The organism is Streptomyces sp. NPDC101227 (assembly GCF_044767545.1).
In the GTDB taxonomy this organism is placed as follows: Bacteria; Actinomycetota; Actinomycetes; order Streptomycetales; family Streptomycetaceae; genus Streptomyces.
Genome location: NZ_JBIWOD010000006.1, coordinates 222264 through 234176, shown reverse-complemented (window position 1 = coordinate 234176; position 11913 = coordinate 222264). Strand labels below are relative to the sequence as shown.

The following is an 11913-nucleotide window of genomic DNA, read 5'->3' as shown; positions in this document are numbered from 1 at the left end:
GGGGGCGTGAGCCGGCCGGTCCCGCCGCCGGTCACAGCGCTTCGGGGCGGCGCTCCGTCAGGCCGTACTTCTTGGCGATCGGGTTCCAGATCCGCGCCGCCAGCTGCTTGTCCTTGGTGGCTTCGCTGCTGGCCGCGCCGGCCTGGGCGGTGTGCCGGGTGCTGCGGGCCTTGCCCTTGTGACAGCCCTTCTTGCCGCCGACCTGGCCCGCCCAGGCCGCGAAGTGGTTGTCCGCGGCGGCCGAGGCCCGCCAGGCCTTGGTCAGCGCGGCGGTCAGCTGCGCGTTGTTCGGGATCTTGTCGACCGGGAGCGCCTTCAGCCGCGTCACCAGGCCGTTGCGCTGCCCGGCGGCGTCCCGCAGGTCCTTGGCAGCGGCGCCGAGCTTGTCACAGGACTTGATGCTCTGGACGGCGTTGACCACGGAGGACCGGCTGTTGCCGCTGTCGCCGAGCAGCGCGTCGAGGCCCTTGGCCTGCGCCTCGGCCGGGTCGGCGGACGGCGTGGGCGACTCCTTCTCCTTCGCCGTCTTGGCGGCGCTGTGGCCGCTGTCCTTCTTCTTCGCCGAGTCGTCGTCGCCGGCGCCGCTCAGCATCCAGCCGACGCCGAGACCGGCGCCCGCCAGGACGACCACGACGATGCCGACGATCGCGGCGGTGGGCAGCCCCCGACGGCGCCCGCCCTGGTCGGCGTCGTAGTCGTAGGGCTGCTCGTAGCCCTGCTGGCCGTAACCCTGCTGCCCGTAGCCGCCCTGGCCCTGCCCGCCGTACGGCGACGGGCCCGGGGCGTCGAAACGCGGCAGCTGCGCGGTGGCGTCCGGCGCCCCGGCCGCTCCCGGCGTGCCCGGCCCGTCGCGGAACAGCCCGTCGAATTCGGCGGGGGTGGGACGGTCACCGGGCCCACCGGGGCGTATCCCGTACGGCGCGCCGGGCGGCGGAGACGGCACTCCGGCGCCGACCGGGGAGATCAGCTGGGTGGCCTCGGAGTCGCCGGACGGGGCGGCTCCGGGCATCGGCTGGGACTGGGGCATCGGCTGCCCCTGGCCGCCCTGGGCCCCCGACGGCTTGATCACCCGCAGCATGGTGGTGGACTCGCCGGGCGACTCGGGCGCTCCGCCCGCCGCGGGCGGCAGCGGCGCGCCGCCCCCGGCCCCCGGTTGGCCGGCTGTCAGGGAGAGCAGTGCGGTCGCCTCGGCGTCGCCCGTGGTGGGCGGCAGCGGGGCGCCGGCCTGAGGCGTCGCGCGCACCAGCTCGCCGGTCCGCTCGGGCTGCGGCTGCGGGGGCTGCTGGCGGTAGGGCTCCGGGTGGGGCGGCTGCTGCGCCTGGTACGGCTGGTGCTCGGGCTGCGGCTGCGCGGCCCCCGGCTGCTGGGCGTGCGGCTGCTGTCCGTACGGGTCCGGCTGCGGGGCCTGGGCCTGATGGCCGTACGGCTGCGGCGCGGGCGGCTGCTGCGGCATGTACGGCGCCGACGGCTGCCCCGGGGGCGGCGGGAAGGCCTCGCCCTGCGGCGGGAGCGCCTGCTGCGGCATCGGGGGCAGGCCGGCGGGCTGGGCCGGGGCCTGCGGCGCGTAGCCCTGGCCCGGGGCCTGGGGCTGGGGCTGGCCCGGCATCGGCGCCTGGCCGTATCCCTGCTGGGCGGGCGGCTGAGCGGCCTGCTGCTCCGGTCCCCACGGCTGGCCCCAGGGCTGACCGGCCGGCGGCGCGGCCTGGTGGTCGGGCACCCACGGCTCACCGTTTGCGGGCAGCACAATGCCCTCTCGCGCGGGGCCGGCCGCAGAATTCTGCGGGTCGTGCCCCTGTCCGCTCTGCGTCACCGGGACTCCTACCATCGGGCAACCTACGAAACCGTCGGCCCACGCTACCGGGTCGCAGCTGCGTTCGACCACGAGCCCTGGTCACCACCCCCACTCGCCCCTGGGACGCACCCGCCGGGCCGGAACGCCCGCCCCGCTCCGACACCGAGCGACATTTCCGGCCTCTTCCCCTTCCGTCCCCTTTCCGCCTCCCTTCCGTCCCCTTTCCGCCTCCCTTCCGCCTCCTTTCCGTTGCCTTCCCGGCCCCTCCCGCAGGCCGTTACGCCGCCGCGGCCCGCAGCTCCATCCGTGCGCTGAATTCCCGGACGACCGGTTCGTCCCGATACGGCTCGAGGCGCAGCTGGAAGTCCTCCAGGTACTCCGTGCCCCGGTCCGAGCGCAGCCCGCTGAGCAACTCCACGGCCTGGGTGCCCGTATGACAGGCCTGCTCGATCTCGCGCTGCTGCACCTGCGCGCCGGCCAGCAGCACCAGGCCGATGGCACGGCGCCGCGCCCGGCTCTCCGGATGGCCGTGCAGCGCCTCCTGGGCCCGCTGGATGGCCGGGCCCGACTGCCCCAAGTCCCGGTGGCAGTGGGCGAGTTCATCGGCCAGATACGCCTGGTCGAAGTGGCCGATCCAGGGCGGGTCGTCGCCCGCGTCGCTGGTGGCCTCGGCGCGTTCCATCGCCGCGAGCGCCCGGCCCGCCACCGCCTGGAAGGCCCGGCCGTCGCCCAGCAGGGCGTGCCCACGCGCCTCCGCGGCGAAGAACATCGCCTCCGCCCGCGGCGTGACCTGCCCGCGCGCGCCCTCCTGCGCGGCCCGCGCGAGCTGGGCGATCTCCCGGGGGTTGCCGAGCGAGGCGGCGAGATGGCTCATGCTCGCGGCCAGCACATAGCCGCCGTAGCCGCGGTCGCCGGCCGCCTGGGCCAGCCGCAGCGCCTGGATGTAGTAGCGCTGCGCCAGGCCCGGCTGCCCGGTGTCGACGGCCATATAGCCGCCCAGTTCCGTCAACCGGGCGACGGCGGCGAAGAGTTCCCGCCCCACGGACTCGCGGTACGAACCCGCCAGCAGCCCGGAGACGACGCTGTTCAGGTAGTGCACCACGACCGGCCGGACATGCCCCGCCCCGAAGCGGTGATCGAGATCGCTGAGCGCCGCGGTCGTGGCCCGTACCGCCTCGACGTCCGCCAATCCGACCCGGGCCCCGGCGCTCCGCGCCACCTGGGTGTCCGCCCCGGTGATCAGCCAGTCGCGGCTCGGCTCCACCAGGGCGGAGGCCGCCACCGTGGAGCCGCTGAGGAAGTCGCGCCGCCCGACGTCGCTGCGCCACAGCTCACAGACCTGCTCGATCGCGCCGAGCACGGTCGGGGAGAACTGGAGCCCCACCCCGGAGGCAAGGTTCTTGCCGTCGGCCATCCCGATCTCGTCGATGGTGACCGTGCGCCCCAGTTTCCGGCCCAGCGCCTCCGCGATGATGGCCGGGGCGCGGCCGCGCGGCTGCTGTCCGCGCAGCCATCGGGCCACGGAGGTCTTGTCGTACCGAAGGTCGAGTCCGTGCTCCGCGCCGCACATGTTGACGCGGCGGGCGAGTCCGGCATTGGAGCAGGCGGCTTCCTGAATCAGCGCCTGCAGCCGCTCATTGGGCTGCCGAGCGACAAGTGGCCTGGCGGCCATGCTGTACCCCCTGATTACTGCTGCGCGTTCACCGTCGAACGCCGTTCCCCGTGATCAATTCCCCGTACATATGCCGGATATCCGAGACATCACGGATACGCGTGAGTACGGGCGGTGCCGGGTGGATCCTGGTGCGCGGTGCTGGTCCACGGGCGGGGCAGGAGCCGGCCCATGGGGAAATTGATCCCACGAACAAGAAGGGGAAGGACGCGCGGTGCCCGTGCTCAGATCGCGACGCCGCCATGGCCCGGGGCTCTCCCGTGCGCACCGCGGTCTGCCGCGTGGGCGGCCTCTCCGCCCGTCAGCCAGGTGGCTACCCGCTCCCCGGACCGCACCCCCATACGCGCCCCCGCCCATGCATCCATGCGCCCCAGGTACAAGAGCGATGCGCCGGGGGGTGTACCCCATTCGGCCGTAACCCTTGGTGACAGCCGAAGTTGTCCTCTGCGTGGAAGAGACCATCGGAGTCACAGCAGCCCCGCCAGTCCCCCAACAGCGCGGCGAGCAGCTGCTCGAGGCCGCGGTGCGTTACGCGGACGAGCGGCATTGGGATGTGTTCCCCGGCGCATGGCTGGAGCACGACGGTGAGACACCGCGCTGCTCGTGCGACGCCGAAGACTGCACCGCGCCCGGCGCACACCCCACCGCCCCCGGCTGGGCCGGGCAGGCCAGCGGCAGCGCCTCCGCCGTCCGCCGGATGTGGAGCAAGCAGCCGCGGGCCTCGATCCTGCTGCCGACGGGCCGTGCGTTCGAGGCGCTCGACGTGCCCGAGACCGCGGGCTGCCTGGCGCTGGCCCGTATGGAGCGGATGGATCTGCCGCTCGGCCCGGTCACCCGTACTCCCGACCGCCGCATGCTCTTCCTCGTCCTGCCCGGCGCCTCGGCGAAGGTGCCGGACCGGGTACGGAGTCTGGGCTGGCCGCCGGCCGCGCTCGATCTGATCTGCCGCGGCGAGGGCGAGTACATCGCCGCGCCGCCGACCCGTATGGCACCCCACGGCTGCGTGCAGTGGGTGCGCCGCCCCACCGCCACCAACCGCTGGCTGCCGGACGCGGAGGAGCTGATCAGCGCGCTGGCGTACGCGTGCGGGCGGGACGCGGCGGCGGGCCGGGCGCGCTGAGCGCACGACCGGGGCCAGGGCCGGGGCCCGACGGCACGGTCCGGACGGCACGGCCCCGGAGTGGCGGCGCGGCGGTCCGCTGACGCCGAACGCGCCGTCCGGACCGGCGGTGTCAGTGGTCGCCCGTATCGTGGGAGACGTCGGACGGGGGCCAGGACCGGGCCCCTGCGGGGACGTCGGAGGGCGGGGCCGGTGGCCAAGGAACCGGAGCAGAGCGAGCCTGTCGGGGCGGAAGGCGGCGTTGAGCGGGCCGCTGGGCCCGCCGGGACCAACGGCGGTGCCGCGGACGGCCCGCCGCCCGCCGTACGTATCCAGGGCCTGTGGAAGAAATTCGGCGAACAGGTCGCCGTCTCCGGCATCGACCTGACCCTCCCCTCGGGCCGCTTCATCGGCCTCGTCGGCCCCAATGGCGCGGGCAAGACCACCACCCTGTCCATGGTGACGGGCCTGCTGCGGCCGGATGCCGGGCAGGTCGAGATCGGCGGGCACGACGTCTGGCGCGACCCGGTGTCCGTCAAGTCCCGGATCGGCGTGCTGCCCGAGGGGCTGCGGCTGTTCGAGCGGCTGTCCGGCCGCGAGCTCCTCGCCTATATAGGGCGGTTGCGCGGCCTGCCCGGCGACGAGGTCGACAAGCGGGCCGGCCAGCTGCTGGAGGTGCTCGACCTCTCCGGCGCCCAGAACAAACTGGTCGTCGACTACTCCACCGGCATGCGCAAGAAGATCGGCCTGGCCGCCGCACTCCTCCACAACCCCGAAATACTCTTCCTCGACGAGCCCTTCGAGGGTGTCGACCCGGTGTCCGCACAGACCATCCGCGGCGTTCTGGAGCGCTACACCTCCTCCGGGGCGACGGTCGTCTTCTCCAGCCATGTGATGGAGCTGGTGGAGTCGCTGTGCGACTGGGTCGCGGTGATGGCGGCCGGCCGGATCCGCGCGGACGGCCCGCTCGCCCAGGTACGCGGCGATGCGCCGTCCCTCCAGGACGCCTTCCTCGAGCTCGTCGGCGCCAATGACCGCGGCGCGGGCCAGAATCTGGACTGGCTGGGCGGCGGCGCCCGATGACCACCGCACCGGCCACCGCACCGCCCGCAGCCGCGCCCGCGCCCTCCCTGACCGCCGTCTTCATCCGGCTGAAGCTGTCGCTGCTGCGCAACGGCCTGCGTCAGTCGACGGGCCGCACCCTCGCCTATGTCGCCTCGGTCATCATGGGCCTGCTGTGCGCGGCCGGCGTCGTCCTCGGCCTCATCGCGCTGCGTGGCAACGCCCACGCCGGCGCGCTGTCCGTTCTCCTCACCGGGATCCTCACCCTCGGCTGGGCGGTGATGCCGCTGTTCTTCCCCACCGGCGACGAAACCCTGGACCCGACCCGGCTGGTCATGCTGCCGCTGCGGCCGCGCCCCCTGATCGTCTCGCTTCTGGTGGCCTCGCTGATCGGCATCGGACCGGTCTTCACGCTCGCGCTGGTGGTCGGCTCCGTGGTCGCGGTCGCCCATGGCGCGGCCGCCGCGGTCACCGGCGCAGCGGCCGTCGTCCTGGTGGTGCTGGTGTGCGTGTCGCTGGCGCGCGCGGTCGCCACCGCCTCGGTACGGCTCCTGACCAGCCGCCGCGGCCGCGATCTCGCCGTACTGGGCGGCCTGTTCGTCGCGATCGGGGCACAGGGCGTCAACATCGCCGCCCAGAAGCTGGGCCGCCCGGACGGACTGGCCGTACTGGAGCCGCTGGGCGACGTGCTGCGCTGGGTGCCGCCGGCCTCCGCGATCAGCGCGGTGGAGGACGCGGGCCGGGGGGCGTACGGCCGCGCGGCGGCTGGCCTGGCTCTCACCGCGCTGGCGTTGGTCCTCCTCCTGTGGTGGTGGCAGCGCACCCTGACGACCCTCATGACGTCGCCCGACTCCTCCACCCTCCAGGCCGTCGAGAAGGACAGCGCCCGGGGGTCCGGTGGCGGGGAGCGCGGGCTCGCCCGCCTGCTGCCGGACGGGCGTACGGGCACGGTCATGCTCCGGACCCTGCGCTACGCCTGGCGCGACCCCAAGTCCAAGATGGCCTGGGCGACGGCGCTCGGCGTCGGCCTCCTGGTCCCGATCGTGTCGTCCGTCCAGGGCAAGGGCAGCATCTACACCGCCTTCTCGGCGTCCGCCCTGCTCGGCATGCAGATGTACAACCAGTTCGGCCAGGACACCTCGGCGTTCTGGATGGTCGCCTCGACGATCGCCACACCGCGCGACGCCTACGAGGAGCTACGGGCCCGCGCGCTGTCCCTGGCCCTGGTGGCCGTCCCGTACGTCACCCTGGTCGTCATCGGCACCGCGGCCCTCATCGGCCCCTGGTCGGACTTCCTCGAGGTGTACGGCCTCTCGCTGGCCGTTCTCGGCGCGCTGCTGGCCACCGGAGCGCTGTCCTCGGCGGTCTTCCCGTACTCCATCCCCTCCGAGGGCAACAAAAACGTCGCACCCGGCCAGGGCGCCATCGCCTGGTTCAGCCTCTTCGGCGGCGTCCTGGTGGGCGCCGTACTGTGCTCGCCCCTGCTGGGGCTGACGATCTGGCTCCACATGGCGGGGCTGCACGGCCTGTTGTGGGTGCTGCTGCCGGTCGGTGCGGCCTATGGGGTCGGCGTCGCGGAGCTGGGGCTGCGGGTGGCGGCGCCCCGGGTGGCGGGGCGGCTGCCGGAGATCCTTGGTGCGGTGAGCAAGGCCTGAGGGCCCGGCCCGGCATGCGACGCGGCGGCCGCCGCCCGGGGGTTCGGGCGACGGCCGGTGGGCCCGGCAAGGTCAGACCTTGCTGAAGCACCAGGTGGTAGTGGGGCGGTGGTTGTACGAGTAGACGATGCTGCGCGAGTACTGCGGCCCGCACTTCTCGTGGCCGCCGATCACCTCGCCCGTCTTGTACTGGGCGTCCGTGGAGTCGCAGCCGACGATGGTCATCTCCATGTCGCGATCGGAGCCAGTGATCTTGACGCAGTCGCCGACCTTCGGGTTGTGCTTCTTGTCGTAGTCATCGGCCGAGGCGGACGCCGCGGCCTCCTTGGCGGCCTTGCCGCCGTGGGGATTGGTGTTGTAATCCCACACGTACCAGGCCCCGCCACCGAGGATGCCCAGCATGATGACGGCCGTGATCGCCCCGCGCAACGGACTCCGCTGCGGCTGTCGCGGACGGTTCGGCGGCTGCGGGTTCCCGTACGGCTGCTGCTGGCCATAGGGCTGTTGACCGTACGGCTGCTGAGGCTGCTGCGGATACCCGTACGGCTGCTGCGGCGGCTGATTCTGGTAGGGCGGCGGCGGTGCGGACATGACTTTTGCTCCCCCATGGTTGACTGCGCGGAAGAAGGCCAACGCGATGTTGACCGGTGCAGGTTACCTTTCGGCCGCGGCCGCCCGGTGAGCAGTCCCGGTGGTCGGTATCTCGAGCGTTCCCTTGCGCCTCGATGAGGGTGCGGGCCGGCTCCACAAGCCAATGCGGGGGCCGCGCACAGCTTTGCCGGGAAGTTATCCACAGGCTTTACCGCGCTGTCGGCCCGGGCGGTAGCGTCAGGGGAACGAACGAGCGAGGGGTGGTGAGGGTGGTGCGGCGCGCCGGGATGGTGCTGGTCCTGGGGTGGTTGGCGGTGCTGTTCACCGCCGGCGCCGGGCAGGCGGCGCCTTCGGGTGGGGGCGGTGCCCCGAGCCGGACCGCCTATCTCGCCGAGCGGCTGCGTGAAAATCCGGTCTACATCAGCGACCAGCTGCCGCGCGCGGTCCCTCGCTCCACGGCCCCCGAATTCACCAAGGAGGCCCGGAGGCTGGGCGTCCCGACGTATGTCATCGTCCTGCCGAGCGCCGCCGACATGGGCTTCGACGGCCTGCTCCCCGGTGTGCACGACCGGTTGGGGCGCAAGGGGCTGTATATCTCGTTGGACGAAACGGGCCTGACGGACGTGCAGACGTACGGCGTGAGCGTGCCGGGCGCCGAGGACGCCCGCTGGGCGACGATGTACGAGCTCCCCTATGACGCCACGGCCCGCGAAGAGTTCCGGCACTTCGTCGACGTCCTCAAATCGGGCCAGGCGACGCAGCGCGCCAAGGAGGACCGCGAGCGGTACGGCGGCGCCTACCCGACGGATGAACCGTCGGATTGGCACACCTCCACGACCGACCGCGAGAACCAGAGCTTCGCGACCGGCATCGCGGTCACCGGCGTGCCGCTGTTCGCCTTGCTGGTCACGGTCTTTGTACGGCGCCGCCGCCGGGTCGGCCGCGCCCCGGCCACCACGAGCCCGGACTCCGCGTCCCCCACCATTGCGAAGGGCGACGGCCCGCGCCCCGGCCCCCGCCCCCGGCTGCTCCCCCTCACCGCGGCCGCCCTGGCCCTCTCCGGGCTGCTCGCCTTCGGCGCCTCGCGGATCTTCGACGACACCACCAGCGGCGACGGCACACTGCCGACGGCCGCCGATCTGCGGGCCCGTATCGACCGGGTGGCCGATGGCCTGCGCCGCGATCCGCTCTACGTCGACCCCGAGAGCCCGCCGGTACTGGACGCCGCCACCCTCGACCGTCTCCGTAAGCGGCTCGGCGCGCTCCACATCCCGGTGGTGATCGCCGCCGTCCCCACCTCGACGGACGACGAATCCGCCGGCGCCACCGATCTCTTGGCCAAGTCGCTGCACGACCGGCTGCACCGCGACCTCGTGATCGTGCTGGCCAACCCGGGTGCCGGCGGCATCGAGGCCGTCAGCTACGGCGCCCGGGTCGACAACATGTATCTCCTCGACCGCCCCAACGACCTCTCCTACAGCGGCTCCGCCGGCCAACTCGGCCTCCGCCTGGACAAGCTGCTCACCTATATCGCCAAGACCCCACCGGCCAGCGCCGGCGATGAGCCGCTCGCCCCGTCCCCGGCGCCGGACCCGAAGCGGGAACAGGCGCTGCCCGGCCTCTTCACCGGGGACTTCGTGCCCGGCCTGTTCATCGGCGCCCTGGCCGGTGGGCTGCTCTTCGGCCTGGTGACGGCGGTCGCGGCGATCGTCCGCCGCATACGGCGCCCGAGCCGCCGCCGGGCGGACGCGCCCGACAGGCCCGCACCGCTCTGGCTGCGGGAGACCGTCGGCAAGGAGATCGACGCCCTCAGCGACGTGGTGGACCCCACCGCCGCGCTGTCCGAGAAGTCCCAACGCCGGGCATGGGAGTGCCTGGACGCCGCCGTGATGCTGCTCGACGGCGACAGCGACGGGCGGATCGACCCCGATGCCGCCCCGGCCGACCTCGCCTGCGCGATCGTGCTGGCCCGCGCCGGGCTCGCCGCCGCGCGGGACCCGCAGGCCACGCAGCACGTCTGCCATCGCAACCCCCTGCACGGCCCCGCCGGGCGGGGGCGCCCCGCGGGGCGGGTAGGGCGTCGTGCGAGGCAGGCGGGGCGCGGGCACCCGGTGTGCGAGGCCTGTCTGGCGGCTCCGGGGCCGGTGCTTCGGCTGGGTTCCACGTCCTCCGCCCGCCGCGGCTCCTTCGCCCCGTACTCCACGCTTCCCGGACCGCTGGCCAAGCTGGGCGACGGCGCCGGTATCGATCAACTCACCCGCGAAATACGGGAGCACTACGGTGTCCACTGACCCCCGCCGCCCAGTGCGGACCGCCCTCGCGCTCACCGCGTCGTCGCTCGCGCTGGTGCTGGGCACCGCATCGCCCGGCGCGGCCGCCGAGAGCCCCGGGCAGAAGATCGCCAACGCCCTGCACGCCTCGCCCGTCTATGTCGACCCCTCCCTCGCCACCGCGGTCGACCCCGCCCAACAGCGGAAGCTGGTCACCCAGATCCGGGGGAGCCGGCTGCCGATCCAGGTCGCCTTGGTGCCGCTGGTCGAGGGGGACAGCTGGGGCGGCGACCCGCAGCAGCTCGCCGAGGTGGTCCACGACCGGATGGGGAACGCCCCCTCCATTCTGATCACGCTCGGGAAGTACCACGACGACATCGCGGCCACCGAGTGGCCGGGCGACGCCCACCAGGCGCGGAACGCCGCCGCCGCGGTCTTCTTCCAGGACGATATGGAAGGCGCCGGCCTGTTCCGGCGCGTCGCCCGGGCGATCGACATCATCAAGGCCGGGGACGGCAACGCGGAGTACGAGAAGGCCACCGCCGACCTCAACGACCGGGACGCTCCACCCAAGTCGTCGGCTTCTCCACTCCCCCGGATCCTTGCGCTCGCCCTCGGCCCGGTACTGCTGCTCGCCGCCGTCGGGCTGCTGCTGCGCCGCCGTTCGCGGCTGCGTGGCGAGCTCGCCACGCCCTTCGCGCTGCCGCGCTCCGTCTTCGCCGCCGCCCGTGACGCCGACGAGGCCGGGCTCCGGGAGCGCGCCACCGAAGAGGTCGTACGGCTCGGCGAGCAGGCCCGAACCGCACAGGGCGCTCCGGCGGCCATCGAGCGTGCCCTGGATGCCTACGCCGCGGCGGGCTCCGTCCTGGACCGGGCCCGCGGAATCCCGGACCTGGCGGGCGTGTTCGCGCTGATCGCGGAGGGCCGCGCGGCCCTCTCCGGGACCCCCGGCGCACTGCCGCTGTGCTTCTTCCATCCGCTGCACGGCCCCGCCGCCCGCCGCATACCCTGGCGTCCGCTCGGCCGCCGGGAGCAGCTGCGGGTGGCCGCGTGCGAGACCTGTATACGGGCCATCCGCACCCGCCGTGCCCCGGAGGTCCTCACCGACCGGCGGGACGGTCGCCCGGTCCCGTACTTCGAGGTCCCCGCCGAGGAAAGCCTCTGGGCGGCCACCGGCTACGGCTCGCTGCTGACCGGCGACTCCCTTGCCACCCGCGTCCAACGGGGCGAATTCACCCGCACGTTGACGTCGTGACGTGGGTGCCGTGGGTGCCGTGGGTGGCGCAGAGGGTGTGCGGCTGGCGCTTCTCAACACCGTCGCTGGCAGGCCGTACGCCTCGCCACCCTGGGTAGCCTGCAGCCCCTGGCGCAAGGCGGCGACATGCCACCGCTCCAAGTCCCCGGTGCTGTCGTTGCCGTTGCCGTTGCCGTTGCCGTCGTCGCTGTCGTTGCCCTTGCCGTCGTCGCTGTCGCCGTCGTTGTCGTCGTCGCACCAACGGCCCTTGTCAATCCCCGGGTTAATGGACAAGATGCCGCCTTGGTCGTCGTACGACGCACCACAGACGGCATCGCCGACGAGGACGAACCCCCTGGGCGCCCGGCGCGCGCCGGGATCCACACACAGCCGCGGCTTCTTGCCGCGTGCGAAGGCGGCGGCCCCTACGCCGCCGCTGCGGACGGCGGCGTAGAGCACGCCACCGAGTGACCAGTCGGCCTTGCCGCTCTCCAGGTGCGCCGCACGCAGCCGGTCGCCGTCCAGGGAGCGTGCCGAC

The 11913-nt window shown here is 73.5% G+C and carries 9 protein-coding genes; 6 read left to right on the top strand and 3 right to left on the bottom strand.

The genetic code is table 11. From position 1 onward, the window contains the following. Nucleotides 1-31: 31 nt before the first annotated feature. Nucleotides 32-1810: a hypothetical protein gene (locus ACIRPT_RS16165; RefSeq protein ID WP_403827451.1), complete on the bottom strand. Its 1779-nt coding sequence runs from the start codon at nucleotides 1808-1810 to the stop codon at nucleotides 32-34. Between the two features lie 259 nt (nucleotides 1811-2069). Further along, a complete protein-coding gene (locus ACIRPT_RS16160) occupies nucleotides 2070-3464 on the bottom strand; it encodes a transcriptional regulator (RefSeq protein WP_403827449.1) in 1395 nt (464 codons plus the stop codon). 448 nt (nucleotides 3465-3912) lie between these two features. Here ACIRPT_RS16160 and ACIRPT_RS16155 point away from each other — a divergent pair, with 448 nt between their 5' ends. The 3 genes from ACIRPT_RS16155 to ACIRPT_RS16145 all read left to right on the top strand — a co-directional run bounded on the left by ACIRPT_RS16155 (nucleotide 3913) and on the right by ACIRPT_RS16145 (nucleotide 7280). After that, the gene (locus tag ACIRPT_RS16155) at nucleotides 3913-4584 is read left to right on the top strand and encodes a bifunctional DNA primase/polymerase (protein ID WP_403827447.1); all 672 of its coding nucleotides are present in this window, start codon (nucleotides 3913-3915) and stop codon (nucleotides 4582-4584) included. Between the two features lie 192 nt (nucleotides 4585-4776). Then, complete coding sequence (locus ACIRPT_RS16150; RefSeq protein WP_403827445.1) at nucleotides 4777-5646, top strand: ABC transporter ATP-binding protein; 870 nt, start codon at nucleotides 4777-4779, stop codon at nucleotides 5644-5646. Further along, on the top strand, nucleotides 5643-7280 hold the full coding sequence (locus ACIRPT_RS16145; protein ID WP_403827443.1) for a transporter: 1638 nt from the start codon (nucleotides 5643-5645) through the stop codon (nucleotides 7278-7280). The genes ACIRPT_RS16150 and ACIRPT_RS16145 overlap by 4 nt, the downstream gene beginning before the upstream one ends. Nucleotides 7281-7352: 72 nt before the next feature. Here the strand turns inward: ACIRPT_RS16145 and ACIRPT_RS16140 are convergent, their stop codons facing one another. Continuing rightward, nucleotides 7353-7871: a hypothetical protein gene (locus ACIRPT_RS16140; RefSeq protein ID WP_403827441.1), complete on the bottom strand. Its 519-nt coding sequence runs from the start codon at nucleotides 7869-7871 to the stop codon at nucleotides 7353-7355. A gap of 260 nt (nucleotides 7872-8131) precedes the next feature. Here ACIRPT_RS16140 and ACIRPT_RS16135 point away from each other — a divergent pair, with 260 nt between their 5' ends. From ACIRPT_RS16135 to ACIRPT_RS16125, 3 genes are all read left to right on the top strand, one after another. Next, nucleotides 8132-10162: a hypothetical protein gene (locus ACIRPT_RS16135; RefSeq protein ID WP_403827439.1), complete on the top strand. Its 2031-nt coding sequence runs from the start codon at nucleotides 8132-8134 to the stop codon at nucleotides 10160-10162. Continuing rightward, nucleotides 10152-11396: a hypothetical protein gene (locus ACIRPT_RS16130; protein ID WP_403827437.1), complete on the top strand. Its 1245-nt coding sequence runs from the start codon at nucleotides 10152-10154 to the stop codon at nucleotides 11394-11396. The genes ACIRPT_RS16135 and ACIRPT_RS16130 overlap by 11 nt, the downstream gene beginning before the upstream one ends. Nucleotides 11397-11522: 126 nt before the next feature. Further along, nucleotides 11523-11846, top strand: a complete 324-nt coding sequence (locus tag ACIRPT_RS16125) for a hypothetical protein (protein WP_403827435.1) — start codon at nucleotides 11523-11525, stop codon at nucleotides 11844-11846. Nucleotides 11847-11913: the final 67 nt, after the last annotated feature.